Source organism: Pedobacter puniceum, from assembly GCF_009674685.1.
Taxonomy (GTDB): Bacteria; Bacteroidota; Bacteroidia; order Sphingobacteriales; family Sphingobacteriaceae; genus Pseudopedobacter; species Pseudopedobacter puniceum.
This window is the reverse complement of sequence record NZ_WKJI01000007.1, coordinates 47,389-71,585: the sequence shown is the minus strand read 5'-3', so window position 1 is coordinate 71,585 and position 24,197 is coordinate 47,389. Positions and strand designations below refer to the sequence as shown.

Sequence of the window (24,197 nt, the reverse complement as noted above, 5' to 3'; positions counted from 1 at the left end):
CGGGCTTTTTTTAGTATTCATCTTCATTAAAGAAGAAGTCATCTTTTGTGGGATAATCCGGCCAAATTTCTTCAATGTTTTCATAAGGCTCGCCATCATCTTCTAGGGCTTGCAGATTTTCTATAACTTCTACAGGAGCTCCTGAGCGGATAGCGTAATCTATTAATTCGTCTTTAGTGGCTGGCCACGGAGCGTCTTCTAAATGAGAAGCTAATTCTAATGTCCAATACATATTTCTTAGAATTTTAATTTAATCGCAAAAGTATATTAATAATTTATAGTTCCTAAAAAAGTTTTCAACATTATTAAACTCGTGGAATCCACTTGTTTTCTATAATGTTATTATCTGCATTTACTTTTCTAGCTAAAGTAAACAAGTAATCAGACAAACGGTTTAAATATATGGTTATTTTATCGTCAACAAAACTCTCTTCTGCCAAATGTACTACATTACGTTCTGCCCTTCTGCAAACGCATCTGGCTAAATGGCAATAAGAAGAAGCAGTTAAGCCGCCTGGTAAAATAAAATGTTTTAGAGGTTCTAAACTTTCATTCATCTTATCTATTTCACTTTCTAAAAGTGTAATATCTTCTTCATGCAAGTCTGGAATCTTCATTTTGGATTTTTCTGGATCAGAAGCTAAGGAAGAACCAATGGTAAATAATCTGTCTTGTATTTCTTTTAAAATGGCTTTGTCTTCAGCGGCAATATCTTGGTCGCTAATTAAGCCTATATAAGAGTTTAACTCATCAACTGTCCCGTAAGACTCAATTCTTATATGATGCTTTGGAACTCTAGTTCCACCAATTAAAGAAGTATAACCCGTATCTCCGGTTTTAGTATATATTTTCATGCTCATTGTTTCTCTTAACTAAATAAAGCTTTTTTTGTTTAGAAAAATGAACAGATTATAAAAATAAAACTAAACTTTCTCTGCCACAGTCTTAATATCCTGATTTTGATAATCATCTTCAACTAAACCATCCCTCATTCTTACAATACGATGCGCATGTTGGGCAATATCCTCTTCATGGGTAACTAAGATGATGGTATTACCTTTGGCATGTATCTCTTCAATTAAACCCATAATTTCTATAGAGGTTTTAGTATCTAAGTTACCCGTAGGCTCATCAGCTAAAATAATTGAAGGATTGTTAATTAAAGCTCTGGCAACAGCTACACGCTGCCTTTGCCCTCCTGAAAGTTCATTTGGCTTATGATGTAACCTGTTAGCCAATCCAACATTAGTTAAAGCAGCTGTAGCTCTTTCATCGCGTTCTTTTTTAGAAATACCTGCATAAACTAATGGTAAGGCTACATTATCCTGTGCGGATGAACGAGGTAAAAGATTAAAAGTTTGAAAAACAAATCCAATTTCTTTATTTCTTACTTCGGCAAGCTCACTATCCGTCATTTGGCTTACATTAATTCCATTTAAGATGTATTCTCCTTTAGTGGGAGTATCCAAGCATCCCAAAATATTCATTAAGGTAGACTTACCAGAGCCAGAAGGCCCCATTAAAGCAACAAACTCTCCTTTGTTAATAGTTAATGTTACAGATTTTATAGCATGTATGGTTTCTGCACCTATAACATATTTTCTTCCTATATCTGTAATGGTAATTAAGGGCTGCATATGATGTGATTTCTTTATAAGACAAATTTTAGAAACTTTTGTTACACAAAAAAAGCCGGTTTTTCCGGCTTTATTTTTCTATAACTTTAGAAACTTTAAAGTACTCTTCGTTTCTGAGTGGTGCGTTGCTTAAAGCTTCTTCTCTACTTATTTCTTGCACTACTTGATCTGGCCTTAAAACATTAACACGCTCATTCATATAAATAAGTGGTTCAACACCTGTAGTATCTAGTTCTCCCAATTTCTCCATAAAACTAAGAATCTCACTTAGTTCTTCAATAGACCTATTTTTCTCCTCCTCTGTTAATACTAAACGAGCTAAATGAGCTATCTTATCTACAGTTTCTCTATCAATTTTCATCAGAATAAGCTAAACTATCCTTATAAACTTTATAATTTAATGCCGAATGTACGATTTCAAAAACATTATTTTTAAGATTTTCTTCATCTTTTTCTGATAAGGAGGCTGTATACACCGGTTCATGAACAATTACTTGGCATTTTCCGGGTTTAGAACCATAGCGTTTACCATCATCCCAAAGGATTTCCCAATTGTTAACTATGCTTACCGGTAGAATAGGAACACCTAAACTGATAGCCAATTTAAAAGGACCATTTTTAAATGGATGTAAAAGCGGTGGATACTCGTCTCCTATTTTACCTTCTGGAAAAATAATTAAAGACATTCCTTCTTGCAAGCGCTCTTCAGCTTTTTTAAAAGCCTTGTATGACGATATTTTACTTTCTCTTTTAACAGGCACATCAATCGTTTTAAAATAGAGCGCTGTTAGCGGATTATCAAGCAATTCATCCTTACCCATGTAAAAAAAATTGTTTTTCATGAGGATATTCATAGCCATAATATCAATGTTTGAAGAGTGGTTAGCACAAACGATATAGGTTTTGCTCCAATCTATTTTTTCTTTAAATTGATATTCATACCTGATACCAGAGAAAAAACATGCTAATTGTGCATTCCACTTTCTTATTTTGTTAAGCTTATGGTAGCTACGCTGATTTCTTGAATATCCATACAACCATGGATATAAAAGGAAATAAAACAGCACCACCATAAAATGGTAAAAATAGAGATGTAGCTGTTTCAAAATTTGTTTCATCAATTTCAAAAATAGAAATTTTCTGTACTTTCGTTGCCTATATGGAAACTGTTGTTAGTGGAATAAGATCCACAGGAAAATTACATCTGGGAAATTATTACGGTGCTGTAAAAAATTTCATTAAAATGCAGGAGCAATATAATTGTTTCTTTTTTATAGCAGATTATCATTCTTTAACCACACATCCTACTCCAGAAAACCTACATGGTAATGTAAAACATGTACTAGTGGAATATTTGGCAGCAGGATTAGACCCAGAAAAATGTACTTTATATGTACAGTCTGACGTACCCGAGGTAACAGAACTTTACCTCTACCTCAATATGAACGCTTATTTAGGCGAACTAGAAAGAAGTACTTCTTTTAAGGATAAAGTACGTTCACAACCTAATAACGTAAACGCTGGCTTATTAACCTACCCGGTTTTAATGGCTGCTGATATTATTTTACACCATGCCACCAAAGTACCTGTAGGAAAAGACCAAGAGCAACATCTGGAAATGGCTCGTACTTTTGGCAACCGCTTTAATAACTTATACAAAACGGAATACTTTAAAGAGCCTTATGCTTTTAACTTTTCTGAACAATTGATTAAAATACCTGGTTTAGATGGAAAAGGTAAAATGGGAAAATCTGAAGGTGAAATGAACGCCGTTTATCTATCAGATAGCCCGGAAATTATCAAAAAGAAAGTGATGAAAGCTGTTACAGATAGCGGTCCAACGGTAGAAAACCAAGAAAAACCTCAAGAAATACAAAATCTTTTTGATTTGATGAAAGTAGTGTCTACTGAAGATACTTATCAGCATTTTGAAAACGCTTATAATACTTGCGCTATTAGATATGGTGATTTTAAGAAGCAAATTGCCGAAGATATGATTTTAGCAACAGCAGATATCAGATCAAAAATTGAGGATATAGCACAGAATACCAGCCTTTTGCATAAAGTTGCTAAACTTGGAGCTGAGAAAGCAAGAGAAAGCGCATCAAAAACTATAAAAGAAGTAAGAGAAATAATTGGTTTCAGACCATTTTAATTTTAATTTAGAAAAATAGAGCATTTTTTCAGAATAATTAACATTATGCACATAGCCGTTGTTGGTAATATAGGAGCCGGAAAAACCACCCTTACCGAATTATTAGCCAAAAATTATAATTGGGAAGCCATGTTTGAAGCTGTTGATAACAATCCGTATTTAGAGGATTTTTACAGCGACATGAAAAGGTGGAGCTTTAACTTACAGATTTACTTCTTAAACAGTAGATTTCAACAGATTAGAGACATCCAAAGTAGCAATAAAAACATCATACAAGACCGTACCATTTATGAGGATGCCTATATTTTTGCTGAGAATCTTCATGAGATGGGATTAATGACAAGTAGAGATTACGAAAACTATCAATCTATATTTGATAATATTACGGCTTACATTAAACCGCCTGATTTATTAATCTATTTAAAAGCATCTGTACCTACTTTGGTAGAAAATATACAAAGAAGAGGACGCGAATATGAGGCAAGTATACGTTTAGATTATCTACAAAAACTAAACGAAAAATACGATAAATGGATTAAAAGCTATAGATCTGGTAAGTTATTGATTTTAGATAAAGACAAACTAGATTTTGCCAATAAACCAGATGATTTAAGCATCGTTATAGAGAGTATAGAAAGAGAAATTAATGGTTTATTTAAATAATTGTTGATGAAAATATTAGGTGTTATCCCTGCAAGATTTGCTTCTACTCGTTTCCCTGGCAAACCTTTGATAGATTTAGAAGGAAAATCTATGATACAAAGGGTTTATGAGCAAACCCAACAGGCAACTTCTTTGGCCGATGTTATTGTGGCTACAGATGACACCCAAATATTTCAAGCTGTAAAGCAATTTGGCGGTAATGTTATCATGACTGCTAATACCCATGTGAGCGGAACAGACAGATGTGCTGAAGTAGCACAAAAAGTTAGCGGTTTTGATGCAGTTATCAATATACAAGGTGATGAACCTTTGATAGACCCTAATCAAATTAATCTGGTAGCAGGCTGTTTTAATGATATATCTACCCAAATAGCTACGTTAGTTAAGAAGATTGAAACTTACGAAGAGCTTTATAATTTTAATACACCAAAAGTTCTACTAAACGATAAAAGAGAGGCGATATATTTCAGCAGGCAAACTTTACCTTATTTAAGAGATGTAGAGCCAAACAAGTGGCTAGAAAAACATACCTTTTATAAACATATTGGTATTTATGGTTATAAAACACCTACTTTAAGTATCATCTCTCAATTAGAAACCGGCAGCCTAGAGAAGGCTGAAGGTTTAGAGCAATTAAGATGGATAGAAAATGGTTTCAATATTAAGGTAGCCATCACTCATACCGATACTTTAGCCATTGATACTCCTTCAGATGTAAACAAGGTTTTAAAAGCCATTAAGAATGATAAGGTATAGTAATTTTAAATTGCGTACCCGGATTTAAATTTTGATATGCTATACTTCCCTTTTTATACTCAATAATCTTTTTAATAAGATATAATCCTAAACCATTACCTTCAGATTTTACGTTTCCGCGATAATACATCGTAAAAATATGATCCTTTATTTGATCTGAAATCCCTTCGCCATCATCTTCAACAGTTATGATAAAGTGGTGATTATTTAAAGATAAATCTGCCTTAATATTAACCTCTTGATAAGAGTATTTAATACTATTCTCTACAAGATTTTCCATTATAATACTCAACAAAAACTTACTAAAAATTACTGGCTTTTGTATATTATCTAATAGTTGTAAGTTTACCTTTTTTGTTTGACTAACTTCTTCTAATCGCTCTTTTAGCTCGGATATGAAACTTGGGAGATTAATCTCTTCATTTTCATGTATTTCTAATGAAGATAAGGCATTTAGCTTATGCAACATCCTATATAAACCTTTTACAGATAGCTCTATATAGCCAAGTAAATCTAGCATTTGGCTACTATCGTGAGTCTCTTTTAATAAATTTACTACACCATGTATGTTTGTAAGAGGCGCTCTAAAATCATGCGATGTATGATAAAAAAGAGTTTTCAACTCTTTATTGATGTTATTTAAATCTTCTGTTCTCTGCTCTATCCTACTTTCTAACTCTTCTTTTAAAACCTTTATTTGAGCATTTTGAGCTTTCATTTGTTGATGTTGATGTTCTAAGCTATCTATCAAAAAAAACTGATGAAGCTTGTTACACAGCGTATCAGCTATAAGCTTTAGAAAATTAAAATCTTCATCTAATTCTGGATATTCATGGATATATCCAACCGTAATAACCATTTGTACATCTTTAAAAGCAGATAAGGGTAAGGATAATATCGCTTTAAAAGGACTATCTAAACTATTAATACCGAAAAAAGGAATATTAAACCTTAGTATATCGGCCTTATTTCTACAATAGATAAATTTACCACCAGCAAAAACTTTACGTTCGGCTTGTTTATCCTTAAGGTTTAAACCTGATGCATCAACATCTCTAACCTGATGAGAAGTCCAATATTTACCTTGATAATTAAAACAGAATTTAATTGCAGAGACTTTTAAAAGAGAGAAGATATAGGAATTTAGTACTTCCTCTATCTCCTCTACATGAATACATTTATTCAGTGTATTTAAGAAAGAGTAAAATACGTCATTCCTCTCTGATTTGATAGTGCTCAGAGAAAAATAGTTCATTGTTGAGAGTGTAATTTATGAATTAAATGTAAACAATTTAATTCATAAATCTTCGATTTTTATCTAGATTAATGCAAAGGTCTTGGCTTAACCATACCTCCATAGGTATCATCAACAGTATGCATTACAATAAAGGCTTGCCTATCTATACTTTTAACCAAATTTTTTAGACGAGTAACTTCTAATCGGGTAACTACCGTAAATACAATATTTAAACCTCTTTCTTCTAACGGTACATTTTTCACATAACCACGCTCACCTTTATAAATAGTTACAGCTCTTCCCATAATTTTGATAACAGCTTGCCTTATTTCTTCGCTTTCGGCTGATATAATGGTAACGCCAATATATTCCTCTATACCATGAATAATAAAATCAACGGTTTTTGAAGCCGCCAGATAAGTTAAAATAGCATATAAAGCTGTTTCTATATTTATTAAAAATGCTGCAAAGCCAAAAATGATGATATTGAATACCAGAATAATATCTCCAACACTTAAACTAATTTTTCTGCTTAGATATAGTGCTAAAACTTCAGTACCATCAATTACAGCTCCGCCTCTAATGGTTAATCCTATACCTGCTCCAAGAAAAAAACCTCCAAAAACAGAAATTAATAGCTTATCAGAAGTAATTATGGGATAAAAATTAAAGCTTAACATAATTGCCAGACCTGCAATGGCTATAATAGTTTTAATAGCAAAAGACCTCGAAATTTGCTTAGAACCTAATAATACAAAAGGAATATTAACCAATACCACCCAAATAGAAAGTGGTATACCACCTAAAATATTAAGCATTAAAGAAATTCCCATGGCACCACCATCTAAAAAATGGTTAGGTAGTAAAAAACTCTTTAATCCAAAAGCTGCAGAAGCTATACCTAAAACAACAAATAAAGTCTCTTTAACGAATGCTTTAGGGTCTAATTTTTGATATGCGTATTTAACTTTCTTTTTTACTCTCATAAGCGTTTCAAAATAACGAATTTTGTACGCAAAGCTGATATTTTATTAAAAATAGATATGAATTTAAAAAGTATTAACCCTTATAACGGAAAGCAACTTGCCAGTTACAAGCAACATAGCCAAAGTCAGCTCACAAATAAAGTTCAAAAAACACACAAAGCTTGGATAAACTACCAGCAAACTACTTTAGCTCAAAGAAGTGTTTGGATGGAAAATTTAGCGCAGCAACTTCTTCTAAACCAAGAACATTTGGCAAAACTTGTTACTGAAGAAATGGGTAAACCTTTACAAGATGGTATTGCAGAGGTAAAGAAATGCGCAGCCGTTTGCCAGTATTACGCTAAACATGCAGCAGATTTCCTTAAAGATGAAGTTATTGATACAGATGCTAAAAAAAGCTTTATCAGCTACCAACCACTTGGTATTATATTAGCCATTATGCCTTGGAATTTCCCTTATTGGCAAGTTTTTAGATTCTTAGCCCCTGCATTAATGGCTGGAAATTCTGGGTTATTGAAACACGCATCTAACGTAAGTGCTTGTGCTTTAGCTATAGAAAAATTAGTTTATAAAGCTGGTTTCCCAGATGATATATTTCAGGTTTTATTATGTGATAGCAAAAGTTTAGCTGTAGTGATAGAAAATCCTTTAGTAAAAGCTATTACTTTAACCGGAAGTACCCAAGCAGGCATACAAGTAGCCAAAAAAGCTGGCGAATTACTTAAGAAAACGGTTTTAGAACTAGGCGGTAGCGACCCTTATATTATTCTTGAAGATGCAGACTTAGAGCAAGCTGCCGAAATATGTGTAAATTCTCGATTAATTAATAACGGGCAAAGCTGTATTGCAGCTAAACGTTTTATTGTGGTTAAAACTATTGAAAAAGCTTTTACCCAACTTTTTGTAGCAAAAATGAAAGCTAAAACTTATGGAAATCCAACAGAGCCGGGCACAGATTTAGGCCCGATGGCAAGGATTGACCTTAGAGATGAGTTGCATCAGCAAGTAACAGAAAGCATTAAAAAAGGTGCTAAATGTATTTTAGGAGGCTTTATTCCTGAAGGCAAAGGAGCCTTTTATCCACCAACGGTACTAACAAAAGTAAAAAAAGGAATGTCTGCTTACCATGATGAGCTATTTGGACCAGTTGCCGCCATTATATCAGCTAAAAATGAAGATGATGCTATTAAAATAGCAAATGATACTGTTTTTGGATTGGGAGGAGCTATTTTCACTAAAGATTTAACTAAAGGAGAAAAGATTGCTAAAGAAAAACTGCAAGCTGGTTCTTGCTTTGTTAATAGCTTAGTAAAGTCTGACCCTAGATTGCCTTTCGGCGGAATTAACCAATCTGGCTATGGTAGGGAGTTAAGCTTAATTGGGATGAGAGAGTTTTTGAATATTAAAACTGTGTATATTCAAGACTAAGTAAAACCTAAACCAACAATATCATCGTAAATAGTTAAGCTAGGGTTGGCCCTAAATCAATACCTTTAAACATATGCAAGAAAGCAAAGAAGCACTCATTATATTCCTCAAATATCCAGAATTAGGAAGGTGTAAAACCCGCTTAGCAGCGAGTATAGGAAATGAAAAAACACTTAAAGTTTATATTGAATTATTAAACCACACAAATCTGATTACTAAAAACTTAAATTTTGATAAGTTCTTATATTATGACAAGGTGTCAGAGAAAAAACTCGACTGGAAAGAAGGAAATTATACCCATGCCTACCAAACAGAAAGTGATTTAGGCGGGAGAATGGCCCAAGCCTTTGAAGATACTTTTGCTAAAGGATTTAAACATGTTGTTATTATAGGATCTGACTGTTATGATTTAAGTAGCGATATTATTAAAAAAGCCTTCAAAGCGCTTCAAAACCACGATGTTGTTGTAGGACCAGCAAAAGATGGTGGCTATTATTTAATTGGTTTAAGTAAAATGAATAAACAGCTTTTTACGGAGATTGAATGGAGTACTGAACAAGTATTGAATACGACGATACAGAAATGTAAAGCAGCTAATTTATCTTATCACTTATTAGAAACCTTATCTGATATTGACACTATTGAAGACCTTAACCCTTACCTAAAGCAAATTATTAAATAACACACATATACTACTGAATTACAGCGTAAATTAACTTTTAAGAAACACAAATTATCGGTCTAATAGCTAGAGATTATATCTAAAATCTTTAAGCTATCTTTGCCATGTGAAGAACAAACAGCAAGTATATACTAACATGATAAAGGCCGAAGCAAAGCGCTTAGGCTTTATGTTTTGTGGCATAGCTAAAGCTGATTTCCTCGCAGAAGAAGCACCTAAACTAGAGCAATGGTTAAAAGAAGGAAGACATGGAAAGATGTCTTATATGGAGAACCATTTTGATAAGAGATTAGACCCAAGGTTATTGGTTGATGGTGCAAAATCTGTCATTTCTGTTGCATTAAACTATTACAGTCCTGAACAACAAACAGATGCTGAAGCACCTAAAATATCTAAATATGCTTATGGCACCGATTATCACTTTGTGATAAAAGACAAATTAAAAGCTTTACAGCAATTTATTACAGAAAATATAGGCGAGGTGGCCGGAAGAGCTTTTGTTGATTCTGCCCCTGTTTTAGATAAAACCTGGGCAAAAAAAGCTGGTATAGGTTGGATTGGTAAAAATAGCAACCTCTTAAATAAGCAAACAGGGTCTTTTTTCTTTCTTGCGGAGTTAATTATTGATTTGGAATTAGCTTATGACCACCCATTCCAAACCGACCATTGCGGCACTTGCACCAAATGTATTGATGCATGCCCCACAGAAGCTATCATTAAACCTTATGTGGTTGATGGTAGCAAATGTATTTCTTACTTAACCATAGAGTTAAAAGAGCAAATTCCTAATGAGTTTAAAGGCAAAATGGACAATTGGATGTTTGGCTGCGACATTTGCCAAGATGTTTGCCCTTGGAATAGGTTTTCTAAGCCTCATCAAGAAGAGCAATTTATCCCTCACCCAGATTTGCTACATCTTAATAAAAGAGATTGGGAAGAAATTACCGATGATGTTTTTTCAAAACTCTTTAAAAAATCAGCTGTAAAGCGAACCAAATTAGCAGGCTTACAACGCAACATCAACTTTTTAAAACCTTATTAAAATCTAAACTTTTTATTTAAGTAGATTAATTAGACCTACTGATTTCTATGATTTTATCATTCGTACCATTACTGGTAGAAAAATAAACCTTGCCATCGGGTGCAACACAAATGGCTCTCTTTCTTCCGTATTGGGTTCCAAAATAATCTTGACTAGCTACTATAGCTGTACCTGCATCGTTCAGCTTTAACTGCACCAATTTACTAGCTTTTAAAGTAACCAATAGTAAAGAGTTTTTCCATTGTGGTATGCTGCTATGGTTGTAATAAGTTAGTCCGGCGGTGGCTATGGTTGGTGTCCAAGTTTGTAAAGGTGTAGCAACGTTATTAGCTGTACAGAAGGCATTTTCTGTACTATTATCACAAGCACCTACTACATTTGGCCATCCATAATTACGATCTTTCTCTATCAAATTTATTTCATCATCTGTACTAGGGCCATGTTCTGATGCATATAATTTACCATTCACCATCACTAAGCCTTGCGCATTACGATGTCCAAAAGACCAAACAGCACTATTAGGCGAAGGGTTATCAGCAGGTATACTACCGTTTAGGTTTATTCTTAAAACTTTACCTGCCAAAGAATTTTTGTTTTGTGCCAACGCAGTATTATTAGCATCTCCGGTGGTTATAAAAAGCTTTAAATCAGGCGAAATTAGCAATCTACTTCCATTATGAATGTTAGCGGCTGGGATATTATCTAACAGAACCAATGGGCTGTTAAGTGTTTGATTATTGTAGGTATATCTCACTACTTTTTCTGTATAAACGCCTAGTCTGTTATAGTTATAGACGATATAAACATAGGGCTCAGTAGCAAAATTAGGGTGTAAAGCCATTCCTAATAGCCCGCCTTCTCCTCTAGCATCAACATCCGGAACTGTAAATAAAGATTTTACTTGTTTAGTTGCTATTTCTAATCTGCTAATTTTACCACTACGTTCTGTAAACCATAAGTGATTATCAGGCCCATAAACAATCTCCCAAGGATGAGAAAGTCCTGTTGCCATTTCTGTAGTAGCAAATTCTGCATCAGTTAAAGGTATTTCCTCTTGCTGTGCTTTCTTTTTACAGGCTATAAAGAAAAAGAATAGTGCTAAGCTTAATAAACTATATTTCATAATAGGTGATTTTGAAATATAAACGTTTATCTGCAAGAAATAGTTTTTACACCTTGATTATCAAGCTATTTTAGATACACATAAGTAATCCCATCCCCGCCCCTATCGGCATGTTCGTCTTCCATTCTGCTTACTTCACTATATTTTTTCAGGTAGTTTCTTATCAGTTTCCTTAAAATACCATCGCCTTTACCATGTATTACTTTAAAAGAATTCATGTTAAACATAATGGCTTTATCCAGATATTTTTCTATTTCGTAGAGTGCATCATCACCTCTTTTACCTCTTACATCTATTTCACTTACGAAATCTGCAGCAGACTGTGTATGAGTTACTCTGCTAAGTTTGCGTATATCTTTAGGAACCTCGCTATTAGAAACTTTAGTAGCTCTGTTCTTTTTCACAACAGACCTTAGCTCGCCAAAAGCGATAATCAAATTATCTTTGTTAACCTCTAAAACTTGAGCTACGTTGCCAGAATCTATTAATTTAACCCAATCGCCTTCTTTAATTTCTGTAGTTTCTGCGGTTGCTTGTTTAGGTTTCTCTGCCTTTATTTCGTTCTTTTTAAGCTCTGTATGAAGCTTACTTCTTAATTCCTGCGTCTTCTCCTTATCGGCTTTGTTCTCTTTAATTTGGGCAATGGTATTTTCTACCAGCTTATTGGCATTTTTGATGATTTGTTGCGCTTCAAGCTTAGCTTCTTTAATGAGGTTTTTCTTATTCTCGTCATAAAAAGCTTTTAACTTCTCATTCTCATCTAGTAATGATTTTGCCTTTCTTTGAAGCTTATCTATCTCTATCTTTTTCTCAAGAACCTCTTTTTTATCACGTTCTAAATCAATCAATAAAGTATCTACTTTTCTTTGCTGAATGCTGATTTTGCTTTTCGCTAAATCTAGTAATTGCTTAGATAAACCTATTTTTTGCGCAATTTCAAAGGCATAAGAACTACCGGGCTTACCCATCTCTAACATATAAAGCGGTTGCAGATGGATATTATCAAAAATCATAGATGCATTTTCAATCCCAGTGGTATGGTTTGCAAATATTTTAAGATTAGAGTAGTGCGTGGTAATTACTCCGTAAGCGTTTTTCTTATTGATGATTTCTAAAACAGCTTCAGCAATAGGCCCACCAAATTGAGGATCGGTACCGGTACCAAATTCATCTATCAAAACCAGAGTTTTAGCATTAGAAAACTCCGTAAAGTATTTCATTTTTGATAGATGGGCGCTATAAGTACTTAAATCACTCTCTATAGATTGATCGTCTCCAATATCAGCAAAAAGCTGTTTAAATATGCCAAATTCTGATTCTTCTGCCACCGGAACCAACAAACCTGCCTGAACCATAATTTGCAGTAAACCAACAGTTTTCATGGCTACAGATTTACCCCCAGCATTAGGACCAGAAACCAGTAAAATCCTAGTTTTTTCATCTAAATGCATATTTAATGGCACAACTGCTTTCCCGTTTAACTTTGCCCCTATAACCAACAAAGGATGACGAGCATTCACTAATTTTAACCTCGTATCTTTTAAAACAACAGGCATTTCTGCATCTATTTCTATAGCGAAAAGTGCTTTAGCTCTTACAAAATCTAACTTGGTTAAGAAATTATGATAAGAATATAAAATAGGTACGTAAGGACGAGTTTTATCTGTTAACTCGGTTAAAATTTTGATGATTTCCCTTCTACGCTCAAACTCCATATCCCTTATCAGGTTATTGAGGTTGAAAACTTCTTCGGGTTCTATGTAAACGGTTTGCCCAGATGCAGATTCATCATGAACAAAACCTTTTAATTTCCTTTTATTTTCTGCTAAAATAGGGATACAAATTCTGCCATCTCTAACAGTTAAGCTACCATCGGCAACCCAATTATTTTGCTGGGCATTTTTATAAATCTGGTCTACTTTTTTACGGGCATCTTGCTCTGCTTTAGCAATAGCATCGGTTAAATAAGCTAATTCTTTAGATGCATTATTCTTGATTTTACCTTTTACATCAATAACAGCTTCTATATTTTTAATGATGCTTTTTTCTATAGGTAAATGCTCAAAAAGTGCTTCTAAATTAGGATACAAGCCATTTCGCTCTTCAAAATATTTGATAACCGAAAAAACTGTAAGCAAAGAATTATAAATCTGAAAAAACTCTTCCTCACTTAAAAAAGTCCCTTCTATTTTGGCTTTATCAGAAAGTCTTTTAATATCAAAAAAACTTTGGATAGGTAAAGGCTGGTCGTTTTTAATGATGTTTTTAAATTCTTGAGTTTGCTTCAAGAACTTAATAATCTGGTCGTAATTTGCCATGAACTGGATTTTATCCACCATTCCACGCCCCATATCACTCATACAAAAAGATCTGATGTTTGCTTTTATCTCATCAAAACCTAATTTGTCTAAACTATTTACTGGATAAATCATCTACTACTCAAATTAAACATTTGAAACACCTAGTTAATAGGCGTTCTTCTAACCCTAAGGCTATCTTGTGTTTGACGTTCTATTTCTTTAATTTCTTTACGGATAACACCTTTATTTAAATCCTCAATTTTAGCAACAGAATCTTTTTTAAGCTTGTAAATTAAGCTGCTGCTAATGATCGTATTGTTTAAGCTATCTATAAATTTAAGAGGTAACCTTAAAGCTCTTAATTGGTTTTTATTGATTTTATCTTGAATCCTTAACAAGCTATCCTCTACAACTTTATAGATTTCTTTAATTTGCTCGGTATTTTTGCCGTAGTATTTTAAGCTGGTACTAAACTTTGCAGAGTCTATCTCATGTTTCTTAAAAACATAGTTATAGCGGTCTTTAGCAAAGATTAATAAAGAATCCTGACTAAATCTTACATCAATAGCCGCATCACTTAAATGCATATCTATCAATACGTTAGCCATCTTATCTTTCTCTATCAAGTTATCTGGCTTATCATTATTGTTACAGGCTGCAAAAAAAATAAGTGCACAAAACAAAGCCGACAATTTTTTCATTCGTATTTTTACCATTTAAAACGATAAAATTACGGATAAATGAGCATTACAGATAATTTATTAAAACTAAAAAAAGAGATAGAGCAAGAAGATGTAAAACTTATTGCCGTATCTAAGACTAAACCGGTCGAAGATATCATGGAAGCTTATCATGCTGGGCAACGTTTATTCGGAGAAAACCACGTACAAGAATTAGTAGAGAAATATGAAGCCCTGCCAAAAGATATAGAATGGCATTTAATTGGCCATTTACAAACCAATAAAGTAAAATATATAGCACCTTTTATACACCTCATTCACTCGGTTGATAGCTTAAAACTATTACAAGAAATTAATAAGCAAGCAGCAAAAAACAATCGAGTTATCAATTGCTTATTACAGGTTTACATTGCCGATGAGGAAACTAAATATGGTTTAGGTTTTGATGAAGTTATAGAATTATTACGTTCTGAAGAGTTTGCAAGCTTACAAAACATAAAAATTGTTGGCTTAATGGGAATTGCAACCAATTCTGATAACGAAAAGCAAATAAAAGAAGAGTTTTACGAGCTTAAAACTTTATTTGATGGTGTTAAAACCTCCTATTTCAGGAAAGATGCAGACTTTAAAGAAATTTCTATGGGAATGTCTACCGATTATAAAATCGCAATAGAGCAAGGCTCTACCATGGTAAGAATTGGAAGTGATATTTTTGGAAAACGAGTAATTAAGCATTTTAAAAACGTAGAATGATAAGAGAAGCCCACAAAGCAGACTGCCCAAGAATGTTAGAACTTATTCATGAACTTGCCCTTTATGAAAAAGCACCTGATGAGGTTACTGTTACTTTAGAGGAATTTATAAATGCCGGTTTTGGAGAAAAGCCCATTTGGAAAGCTTTTGTAGCAGAAATTGAGGGTAAAGTAGAAGGCTTTGCTTTGTTTTACATACGCTACTCTACCTGGAAAGGCTGCCGTTTATACTTGGAAGATTTTATAGTAACCGAGAAAATGCGTGGTAAAGGAATAGGCAAATTACTTTTTGAGCGAACTATACAAGAAGCTAAAGAAAAAGGCTATAAAGGCATGGTTTGGCAAGTGTTAGATTGGAACGAGCCTGCCTTAAATTTTTATCGCAAATATGAGGCTTATGTAGAAAGTGGCTGGCTTAATGCTTCCTTATCTACTCAACAAATACAAAAATTCTAAGCCATGAAATATTACCTTATACTAGCTTTTTTTGCGCTTACATTTATTAGCTGCAATCAAAATAAGCCAAAGCAGGCAGAACAAGAAGATATTAAACAAGTAGCTAAAGATACCTTGGTTTACGAACTTATAAATTTTTATAAGACCACCCCAAGCTGCAAAACCGATTCTTGCGAAGCTTATGTAAAAGCTGTTTACCCTGTTTTTAAAGTTGAGGCTTTAAATAAGTTTATCACTAATATTATCACCACACTACCTTATAACGGCCAACCAACCCGTAATTTAAATTTAGCTGCAGATTCTTTTATCAATGATTATTTAAAGTTTAAGAAAGAATTTCCTGATAGCCCAGCAGGCTACGCTTGGGATCAAAATTTCAGAATAGCTTATCAGGATCAAAATTTCATCAATTTTGCCTATCAAAGCTATGTTTATACTGGTGGGGCACATGGTTTAGAAACCATTCTGTATTTCAATATTTCTAAAAAAGGCTATCAAATTATACAACTAAAAGATATTTTTGATAAAGATGAAAGAGCGCAATTAAATGCTATTGCCGAGCAAATTTTCAGAAAACAAGAAGGCTTAAAAGCTAATGATAACTTAGATAGCTATTTCTTTGACGAGCAAAAATTTAGCCTTAATGAGAACTTTATCATCACTAACAAAGGATTAGAATTTCTGTATAACCCTTATGAGATTAAAGCTTATGCTTACGGCAGAACAATGCTTTTTATCCCTTATAAAGACATACAAGAAATCATAAAAAAAGACAGTATTTTATCTAAATTCAAACCATAATGGAGGTATATAAATTTGGTGGCGCTTCTGTAAAAGACGCCGATGGCATTAAAAACTTAGGTTTTATTCTTCAAAAAAACCTCGATAAACAACTTTTAGTTGTTATTTCTGCCATGGGAAAGACTACCAATGCTTTAGAAAAACTTACCAAAAGCTATTTTGATAGGAATGATGATGTTTTTGATATTCTAAACGAGATTAAAGCTTATCATTTTGGTATTATAAACCAACTTTTTGAAGATAAAAATGCCAAAGTATTTGATGAGATTAATAACACTTTTGTAGAGATAGAATGGGTAATAGAAGACGAACCACAAGATGAGTTTAATTTCATTTACGACCAAATAGTTTCTGTTGGCGAGGTCCTTTCAACCAAGATAGTAAGTCATTATTTAAACACTATCGGAATCAAAAACAAATGGCTTGATGCTCGTTCTTACATCCAAACAGATAATACTTACCGCGAAGCCAAAATTAACTGGGAAAAAACAGAAAAATTAATTGCTCAAGGCATCCCTCCTATCTTGAAAGAGCAAATTGCTATTACACAAGGTTTTATCGGTAATACATCAGAAAATTTTACAACTACTTTAGGCAGAGAGGGGTCTGACTATACCGCGTCTATTTTCGCAAGTTGTTTAAATGCAAGCCAAGTTACCGTTTGGAAAGATGTACCGGGTATTTTAAATGCCGACCCAAAATTATTTAATGATACTCAAAAACTGGCTGAATTATCTTATGCTGAGGCAATAGAAATGACATATTATGGCGCTACGGTTATTCATCCAAAAACTATAAAACCATTGCAAAATAAAGGTATTCCGCTATTTGTAAAACCTTTTATGCAACCAGAAGAAGCTGGTACCATCATTAAAGAAGCTGATATTGCTATTCAGATTCCTATTTTGATTGTGAAGCAAAACCAGTTGTTGATGAGTATCTCTACCAAAGACTTTTCTTTTATTACAGAGCATCATCTGAAAGATTTATTTGCAGCTTTTTCTAAAGTGAATATCAAAATTAATATGATGCAGGTATCAGCTCTTAGCTTTTCTGCTTGTTTTGATGAGGATGAAATGAAATTTAAACAGCTTAGAAGTTTGATAGAGGCAGACTTTAGTTATAAATACAACAATCATTTGCAACTGGTAACCATCAGACATGCTACAGAAGATAGTATTAAAACTTATGCACAAGCCAAGAATTTATTACTAGAACAAAGAAGCAGAACAACGGCACAATTTATCCTAAAAAATGATTAATAAAGCACTTTTAGATAAAGAAGTTCAGGATTACATTAGGCTTAACGCCGATGCTGACGTGAATAAAATTATCTTAAAAGGCTCTCCGTTTAAGGATATTGATGTTAAAGAAATTGCCAACCAAATACAAGGGAGAAAAGCAACAGCAAAAAAGCTTCCTTTATGGGCAAATACTGATGGTATTATCTATCCACCAAAATTAAATTTAGAACAATCTTCATCAGAAATAACAGCGCTTTACAAAAGTAAACTTGTTAAAAATGCCAACTTAGTTGATTTAACTGGTGGTTTTGGTGTGGATGATTTTTACTTTGCTAAAGAAGCTAAAGAGGTTGTACATTGCGAACTTAACCCGCAACTATCTGCCCTAGCACAACATAACAACAAATTGTTAGGCGCACAAAATATTGTTTATTATACTGGTGATAGTTATGAATATCTTCAAAAAATACAGCAAACTGATATTATTTATACAGATCCATCTAGAAGAGTAGAAAATTCAAAAGTGTTTTTATTGCAAGATTGCGAGCCAAACATTATCCAACATCTGGATTTCTATTTGTCTAAAGCTTCAAAAATCATCTTAAAAGCAGCCCCTATTTTAGATATTTATGCAGCTGTTAAGGCACTTAAATATGTAAGCGAAATACATGTTGTAAGTGTAAATAACGAGTGTAAAGAGCTTTTATTCATAATAGAAAAACAAGCATCAGCAACTAAAATTATTTGCACTTTATTAACTGCAGAAAAGCAAAACATCTTAGAATTTTCATATCTGGAAGAAGAAAATATCATCAGCCCAAGCTATAAAAAACCCGAAACCTATTTATACGAGCCTGATGCTGCCATTTTAAAAGCTGGTCTTTTTAAAAGTATTGCCCAAAAGTTTGATTTATATAAACTACATCAACATTCGCATTTATATACTTCTAAAGAACTAAAAAATGATTTTCCAGGACGAGTTTTAAAGATTAATCAGGTTCTGGAATTTAAACACTTTTCTAAACAGCATTTAAAAAAAGCTAACGTTGTTTGTAGAAATTTCCATTTAAAACCAGAAGAAGTAAAAAAGAAATTCAAAATAGATGATGGCAGTAATACTTATTTATACTGTACAACTGCCCATGATGAACACAAAATCATGATTATAGCAGAGCGAATTAGTTAAATTAACAATCGCTCAAACTTATAGGAATATTAACCGCCAAGCCACCTTCTGAAGTTTCTTTGTATTTAGAATTCATATCTAAAGCGGTTTCCCACATGGTTTTTACTACGCTATCTAAAGAAACTTTTGCTTTTGATGGTTCGCTTTGTAGTGCTAATTGAGCTGCCGTGATAGCTTTTATAGCCCCCATGGTATTTCGCTCTATACAAGGCACTTGAACCAAGCCACCAATTGGGTCGCATGTAAGCCCTAAATGATGCTCCATTGCAATTTCTGCTGCCATTAAACATTGTTCTGGGCTACCTCCTAAAACTTCTGTTAAACCAGCCGCTGCCATGGCAGAGCTTACGCCAATTTCTGCTTGGCAACCGCCCATAGCAGCAGACAAGGTGGCACCTTGTTTAAAAATACTTCCAATTTGTGCTGCGGTTAATAAAAACTGTATGATTTTACTGTTATTTTGCCCATTGCAAAACACAATATAATACATTAAAACAGCCGGAATTACCCCTGCAGAACCATTTGTTGGGGCGGTTACAACCCTACCAAAAGAAGCATTTTCCTCGTTTACAGCTAAAGCAAAACAGCTTACCCAGTTTAAAGTGTACTGAAAACCATTACCATTTTCTTTAATAGCTGCTATCCAACCTGTTTGGTCTTCATAATTTTTACCGGATAGTAACCTCTTATTGATAGCCGCTGCTCTTCTATTAACCAATAATCCACCAGGTAAAATCCCTTCTTCATGACAGCCTTTGTAAATGCAATCTATCATAACCTGCCATATCTGAAGTAATTTTTCATTTATGGCTTGTTCTGTATTCCAGCACTTTTCGTTCTCTAGAACTATAGAGCTGATATTTTTATTAGCCTTTTTACAAGCCTCGAGTAAATGAGTAGCAGTTTGTGTTTCATATTTTGGTGTGGCAGCTTTACCAGATGTTAAAGCTTCTTCACCTTCCTTTTGGATAAAACCACCACCAACAGAATAATAAGTTTCCTGATAAACCTCGGCCGTAGCCATTACAACAATAAACGTAAGCGCATTGGGATGATAAGGTAAGGATTCTTGTTTTAAAAACTCAATATCTTTAGCGTAATTAAAATCTATAAGCTGCTGATGATGAAGATTTATTTTTTTATCCTTTTTGATGCTTTCTATAACCGGATTTATTTGGTTAATCTTCATCGTAACCGGATCAAAACCACTTAAACCTAGCATAATGGCTATATCTGTACCATGGCCAATACCTGTTTTAGCTAAAGAACCATATAAATTCACATGAATGCTATTTATCTGATTAAGTTTACCTTTTTCTTGTAAATCTTTCACAAAACGTTGTGCGGCTCGCCAAGGGCCAAGCGTATGTGAACTTGACGGACCAACTCCTATTTTAAGGATATCAAAAACAGATATTTGTTCTGGTAGCATGTATATAAAATTAAGATTAGTCTTCTAAATAATCTAAATCTTTAGAAAATGTTTCTTGCATCTTATTTAATGCCCAAAAGGCCAAGCCTAAACTTATAATCCCCACTATGATACCAGCATGTACAAAAGTTCCGTTGAACATTTTATTAAAAAATTGAAACAATAAAGATAAAGGAACCACAGCACCTCTCACAAAATTAGGTACTGTTGTAGTAACGGTTGCTCTAATATTGGTACCAAACTGTTCTGCAGCTATGGTCATAAAAATAACCCAATAACCAACAGAAAAACCAAGGAATAAACAAATAGCATAAAATGCAAACAAACTTATGCCTGATAAGAAGAAATATGCGGCAACACCTATTACAGATAAAAATAAATATACGTAAACAACTTTTAAACGGCTTTTTAACCACTGACTTAATAAGCCACTAGCAATATCGCCTAGTACTAAACCTGCATAACAACAAGCAACAGCAGCACCAGCATTTACATTTCCTTGAACACCTAAAACCTTACCAAACTCTGGAGATAAAGTAATTAAAATCCCAACTACAAACCATAAAGGCACACCAATAATGATACATCTTAAATATTTAAAAAACCGTTTTTTACTATTAAAAAGAGAGAAAAAATCGCCTCTGTTTACATGTTCTTGTTCTTTAGTTTTACCAAACATTCCAGATTCTGAAACGCCTATTCTTAATAACAACAAAGATAAACCTAAACCTCCACCAATAAAATAACAGGTACGCCAATCAAAAAACTGAGCAACAAAATAAGCTGCAACCGCACCACTTACACCTACAGCAGCAACGATAGTTGTAGCATAGCCTCTCTTTTCTTTAGAAATTAACTCGGCAACTAGCGTGATACCAGCTCCCAGCTCTCCGGCTAAACCAACTCCGGCTATAAAACGCCAAACAGCATAAGCTTCTATAGAGTTTACAAATCCGTTAGCAATATTTGCAACCGAATACATAAAAATGGAACCAAACAAAACAGAAAGCCTGCCTTTTTTATCGCCAAGAACGCCCCAAAAAATTCCTCCTAAGAGTAAACCTATCATTTGAACGTTTAATAGAAAAATCCCATTATCTGTTAAGCTTTGGCCAAAATACCCCATAGACTCTAAACTTGGTACCCGTACAATACTAAAAAGCAGTAAATCATAAACATCTACAAAATAGCCTAAAGAGGCTACTATTACGGCAGCACTTAAAAGACCTGCTTTAGGTTGAATATTTTGTTCTTGTTGAGAAGAAAGCATAAAAGGTTAAAAATAATTGGTTAAAACTTTTGATTTATTTTATTTTGTTTTGCTAAATTAATAAATATTTTAAAAAGTTAAAGCTTAATTTTCTGTTGAAAAAGAAATGGCTTTACAAATTGCAAAGCCATCTTTAATATCATGAAGTTAAATAATTATTTTTTGTATTGGTAACTATCAAACTGAACGCCGTTCTCATTAATCATCCTAAATGATGCTTGCTTATTTTTTAGCGTTACTGCGATGAAATGTCTAATACCTTGGGCTTCTTTCAAATACCACTCTTTCTTAGTTATTGGTCTGGTATTAACTCCCCACGCACCATCTCCTATATAAACAATTCCTTTTCCTGTTTCATCAATTTTATTTTCAAAAATTGGATAAGTTCTTTTATAGGTATGGTCATGATTTTCAAAAGCAACTCTAATTCCGTTTTTTTCAAAAAGAGGAATAAAATTCTCTCTTATTTCTTTACTATTACTAGCAGAAAACGACCTGGTTGATGGATAAGCAGGCACATGATAAAAAGGAAAAATAAAATCTACCTTTTTGCTTCTTGCTGATAAGGTTTGAGCTAACCATTGGGTCTGCTCGCCTTTAATAGGATTAGAATGATCTGTATCTAATGCAACTAAAGAAAGGTAATTTTTAAAATCAAGAACATTATAACCTCTCAAACCCGGGAAAGCAAAGAAAGTATAAAAATATGGAGCTATTTTCTTTCTCCACTCGTTGGTATCTTTAAAATCAGGATGCTTTTTATAAGTTCCATCAACAACCTCATGGTTTCCAATACCTGCAACAATAGGAATAACCCTGTTATCCTTATCTATAAGCGTTTCTTGTACAGATTGAAACCATTGCTCCCATCTGCCCAAATTCTTTTCTAAACCATTAGCATAAGCTAAATCTCCACCTAAAACTATAAAATCTGGATTTAGAGCCAACACAGCCTTATTGGTTCTATCCATATGAGATTTTTCATGCATGGTATCGCCCCCAGCAATAAAAGTTATACCCTTTTTAGTATTAAGCGGCATGGTTCTAAACCTGTAAACTGTTTTATCAGAACCAAAAGTGAACTCGTAATTACCTGCTGCTGTAAGGTTTTTTAAATAGAATCTATTGATTTTCTTAGTAGAGAACGGATAAGCAAAGCTTTCTCCTTGAGATTCGTTCCACTTTTTATCTTTAGCTAGTTTATAATATAATTGGGTGCTCCCCTGATAATCACCTGGTGTATGAATATCAATAACCATGGTAGATGTTGGATCATCAACCCAAGTAAGTAATAAGCCAGCAACGATTTTATTGTCTTGAGCTTGCAAATTGCAAGCAAAAATAAAGAAGGCTAAAAAGGTAAATACCTTTAGCAAATGTTTAATCATGTTGAGTAATTTTGGTTTAACAGTGTGATTATTTGAAATTTAAAAAATTTCGATTCTAAAATACAAAGCCTATACCTAATTACCTAAATTAATATCTTCTACTTAAAATTTTTCTCAATTAATAATTGAATGATACCATCAACCATTCCTACTCTGGGCACATAAATATTTTTAATATTACCCCATTTCATCACCTTAAGAAAAATATCACAAGCTGGGATAATAACATCTGCTCTATCTTGATTTAAGCCCAAAACGTTGATTCTGTCTTTTAAAGAGTAAGAACTTAAATAGTTTTCTAAGTTTTTAAGCTTCGTGAAAGATAAAGGAGCACCGTCTTTTTCATCAGATAATTTAAATAATTTATTGATATTACCACCTGTACCAATACCAATAAGGTCTTTTATATCTTTGCAATTTTCTTTAATCCAGGTTTGCATATCTTGCCATTCTTCCTCTCTATCCTGATTATCCAAAATACGAATAGTACCTAAATTGAAAGATTTTGAAGCTTCCATTTGACCCTTACTGAAAACAGAAAGTTCTGTACTCCCGCCGCCAACATCAATATATAAATAGTTTTTCTTACGGTCTAAAGTTTGCTCTATATGACTAGCATAGATGATACTAGCTTCTTTTTGTCCGCCAACAACTTCTAAATTAAGGTCTATTTCTTTCTTTACTTTTGCAGCAAGTTCCTCTCCATTTGCTGCCTCACGCATAGCAGATGTTGCACAGGCCATGTAATCTTCAACCTTATAAACGTCCATAAGGTTCTTAAAGGCTTGCATGGTCTTATATAAATCGATAGCTTTTTTTTCGGAGATTTTTTTCTCTAAAAAGGCATCATCACCTAGCCTTAGAGGTACTCTTACTAAAGTATTTTTCTTGAAAGAGATAGTTCCATCGTTATCTATAATATCTGCTATGAGAAGTCTTACGGCGTTAGAACCAATATCAATTGCTGCGTATTTCAATT

At 33.5% G+C, this 24,197-nt stretch carries 25 protein-coding genes; 11 read left to right on the top strand and 14 right to left on the bottom strand.

Translation table 11 applies throughout. From position 1 onward, the window contains the following. Positions 1-10: 10 nt before the first annotated feature. From GJJ64_RS16340 to GJJ64_RS16320, 5 genes are all read right to left on the bottom strand, one after another. Positions 11-232, bottom strand: a complete 222-nt coding sequence (locus GJJ64_RS16340; protein ID WP_002996718.1) for a DUF2795 domain-containing protein — start codon at positions 230-232, stop codon at positions 11-13. 73 nt (positions 233-305) lie between these two features. Then, positions 306-854 (bottom strand): cob(I)yrinic acid a,c-diamide adenosyltransferase, encoded by a 549-nt coding sequence (locus GJJ64_RS16335; RefSeq protein WP_154288825.1) that lies wholly within the window; start codon positions 852-854, stop codon positions 306-308. 69 nt (positions 855-923) lie between these two features. Then, positions 924-1,637 (bottom strand): ABC transporter ATP-binding protein, encoded by a 714-nt coding sequence (locus GJJ64_RS16330; protein ID WP_154288824.1) that lies wholly within the window; start codon positions 1,635-1,637, stop codon positions 924-926. A 70-nt stretch (positions 1,638-1,707) separates the two neighbouring features. Then, positions 1,708-1,998, bottom strand: a complete 291-nt coding sequence (gatC, locus tag GJJ64_RS16325) for an Asp-tRNA(Asn)/Glu-tRNA(Gln) amidotransferase subunit GatC (RefSeq protein ID WP_154288823.1) — start codon at positions 1,996-1,998, stop codon at positions 1,708-1,710. Beyond that, positions 1,988-2,755, bottom strand: coding sequence for a lysophospholipid acyltransferase family protein (locus GJJ64_RS16320; protein WP_154288841.1), 768 nt, complete (start codon positions 2,753-2,755; stop codon positions 1,988-1,990). The genes gatC and GJJ64_RS16320 overlap by 11 nt, the downstream gene beginning before the upstream one ends. Before the next feature lie 41 nt (positions 2,756-2,796). On the opposite strand from GJJ64_RS16320, the gene trpS reads away from it, so the two are divergent. The 3 genes from trpS to kdsB are packed head-to-tail and all read left to right on the top strand — an operon-like array spanning position 2,797 to position 5,211. Continuing rightward, positions 2,797-3,792: a tryptophan--tRNA ligase gene (trpS, locus tag GJJ64_RS16315; protein ID WP_154288822.1), complete on the top strand. Its 996-nt coding sequence runs from the start codon at positions 2,797-2,799 to the stop codon at positions 3,790-3,792. A gap of 45 nt (positions 3,793-3,837) precedes the next feature. After that, on the top strand, positions 3,838-4,455 hold the full coding sequence (locus GJJ64_RS16310) for a deoxynucleoside kinase (protein ID WP_154288821.1): 618 nt from the start codon (positions 3,838-3,840) through the stop codon (positions 4,453-4,455). Between the two features lie 6 nt (positions 4,456-4,461). Continuing rightward, positions 4,462-5,211 (top strand): 3-deoxy-manno-octulosonate cytidylyltransferase, encoded by a 750-nt coding sequence (kdsB, locus tag GJJ64_RS16305; RefSeq protein ID WP_154288820.1) that lies wholly within the window; start codon positions 4,462-4,464, stop codon positions 5,209-5,211. Here the strand turns inward: kdsB and GJJ64_RS16300 are convergent. Both GJJ64_RS16300 and GJJ64_RS16295 read right to left on the bottom strand, forming a co-directional pair. Next, the gene (locus GJJ64_RS16300) at positions 5,192-6,466 is read right to left on the bottom strand and encodes a sensor histidine kinase (protein ID WP_154288819.1); all 1,275 of its coding nucleotides are present in this window, start codon (positions 6,464-6,466) and stop codon (positions 5,192-5,194) included. The two genes, kdsB and GJJ64_RS16300, sit on opposite strands and share 20 nt — an antisense overlap. 68 nt (positions 6,467-6,534) lie before the next feature. Next, the gene (locus GJJ64_RS16295) at positions 6,535-7,434 is read right to left on the bottom strand and encodes a YitT family protein (protein ID WP_154288818.1); all 900 of its coding nucleotides are present in this window, start codon (positions 7,432-7,434) and stop codon (positions 6,535-6,537) included. A gap of 57 nt (positions 7,435-7,491) precedes the next feature. On the opposite strand from GJJ64_RS16295, the gene GJJ64_RS16290 reads away from it, so the two are divergent. From GJJ64_RS16290 to queG, 3 genes are all read left to right on the top strand, one after another. After that, positions 7,492-8,862 (top strand): NAD-dependent succinate-semialdehyde dehydrogenase, encoded by a 1,371-nt coding sequence (locus tag GJJ64_RS16290; protein ID WP_154288817.1) that lies wholly within the window; start codon positions 7,492-7,494, stop codon positions 8,860-8,862. Between the two features lie 73 nt (positions 8,863-8,935). Further along, positions 8,936-9,544: a TIGR04282 family arsenosugar biosynthesis glycosyltransferase gene (locus tag GJJ64_RS16285; protein ID WP_154288816.1), complete on the top strand. Its 609-nt coding sequence runs from the start codon at positions 8,936-8,938 to the stop codon at positions 9,542-9,544. 136 nt (positions 9,545-9,680) lie between these two features. Then, a complete protein-coding gene (queG, locus tag GJJ64_RS16280) occupies positions 9,681-10,586 on the top strand; it encodes a tRNA epoxyqueuosine(34) reductase QueG (protein ID WP_154288815.1) in 906 nt (301 codons plus the stop codon). A gap of 25 nt (positions 10,587-10,611) precedes the next feature. Here queG and GJJ64_RS16275 read toward each other — a convergent pair whose 3' ends face one another. The 3 genes from GJJ64_RS16275 to GJJ64_RS16265 all read right to left on the bottom strand — a co-directional run bounded on the left by GJJ64_RS16275 (position 10,612) and on the right by GJJ64_RS16265 (position 14,710). After that, positions 10,612-11,709: a PQQ-dependent sugar dehydrogenase gene (locus GJJ64_RS16275; protein ID WP_154288814.1), complete on the bottom strand. Its 1,098-nt coding sequence runs from the start codon at positions 11,707-11,709 to the stop codon at positions 10,612-10,614. A gap of 65 nt (positions 11,710-11,774) precedes the next feature. After that, a complete protein-coding gene (locus GJJ64_RS16270) occupies positions 11,775-14,141 on the bottom strand; it encodes an endonuclease MutS2 (RefSeq protein WP_154288813.1) in 2,367 nt (788 codons plus the stop codon). A gap of 29 nt (positions 14,142-14,170) precedes the next feature. Then, entirely contained in the window at positions 14,171-14,710 is a 540-nt protein-coding gene (locus GJJ64_RS16265; RefSeq protein WP_195759310.1) for a DUF4296 domain-containing protein, read from the bottom strand. A 39-nt stretch (positions 14,711-14,749) separates the two neighbouring features. On the opposite strand from GJJ64_RS16265, the gene GJJ64_RS16260 reads away from it, so the two are divergent. From GJJ64_RS16260 to GJJ64_RS16240, 5 genes are read left to right on the top strand one after another with little or no spacing between them, the layout of a single operon-like run. Beyond that, the gene (locus GJJ64_RS16260; RefSeq protein ID WP_154288811.1) at positions 14,750-15,442 is read left to right on the top strand and encodes a YggS family pyridoxal phosphate-dependent enzyme; all 693 of its coding nucleotides are present in this window, start codon (positions 14,750-14,752) and stop codon (positions 15,440-15,442) included. Further along, on the top strand, positions 15,439-15,897 hold the full coding sequence (locus tag GJJ64_RS16255; protein ID WP_154288810.1) for a GNAT family N-acetyltransferase: 459 nt from the start codon (positions 15,439-15,441) through the stop codon (positions 15,895-15,897). Before GJJ64_RS16260 ends, GJJ64_RS16255 begins: the two co-directional genes overlap by 4 nt. A gap of 3 nt (positions 15,898-15,900) precedes the next feature. Further along, positions 15,901-16,698: a DUF3298 and DUF4163 domain-containing protein gene (locus GJJ64_RS16250; RefSeq protein WP_154288809.1), complete on the top strand. Its 798-nt coding sequence runs from the start codon at positions 15,901-15,903 to the stop codon at positions 16,696-16,698. Continuing rightward, on the top strand, positions 16,698-17,960 hold the full coding sequence (locus GJJ64_RS16245) for an aspartate kinase (RefSeq protein ID WP_154288808.1): 1,263 nt from the start codon (positions 16,698-16,700) through the stop codon (positions 17,958-17,960). The genes GJJ64_RS16250 and GJJ64_RS16245 overlap by 1 nt, the downstream gene beginning before the upstream one ends. Then, positions 17,953-19,128, top strand: a complete 1,176-nt coding sequence (locus tag GJJ64_RS16240) for a class I SAM-dependent methyltransferase (RefSeq protein WP_154288807.1) — start codon at positions 17,953-17,955, stop codon at positions 19,126-19,128. Before GJJ64_RS16245 ends, GJJ64_RS16240 begins: the two co-directional genes overlap by 8 nt. Before the next feature lies 1 nt (position 19,129). Here the strand turns inward: GJJ64_RS16240 and GJJ64_RS16235 are convergent, their stop codons facing one another. From GJJ64_RS16235 to GJJ64_RS16220, 4 genes are all read right to left on the bottom strand, one after another. After that, positions 19,130-20,560: an L-serine ammonia-lyase gene (locus GJJ64_RS16235; RefSeq protein WP_154288806.1), complete on the bottom strand. Its 1,431-nt coding sequence runs from the start codon at positions 20,558-20,560 to the stop codon at positions 19,130-19,132. Between the two features lie 16 nt (positions 20,561-20,576). Further along, complete coding sequence (locus tag GJJ64_RS16230) at positions 20,577-21,830, bottom strand: MFS transporter (protein ID WP_154288805.1); 1,254 nt, start codon at positions 21,828-21,830, stop codon at positions 20,577-20,579. A gap of 155 nt (positions 21,831-21,985) precedes the next feature. Continuing rightward, positions 21,986-23,218: a purple acid phosphatase family protein gene (locus GJJ64_RS16225; RefSeq protein WP_154288804.1), complete on the bottom strand. Its 1,233-nt coding sequence runs from the start codon at positions 23,216-23,218 to the stop codon at positions 21,986-21,988. A 98-nt stretch (positions 23,219-23,316) separates the two neighbouring features. Beyond that, a complete protein-coding gene (locus GJJ64_RS16220) occupies positions 23,317-24,195 on the bottom strand; it encodes a Ppx/GppA phosphatase family protein (RefSeq protein ID WP_154288803.1) in 879 nt (292 codons plus the stop codon). Positions 24,196-24,197 lie beyond the last annotated feature (2 nt).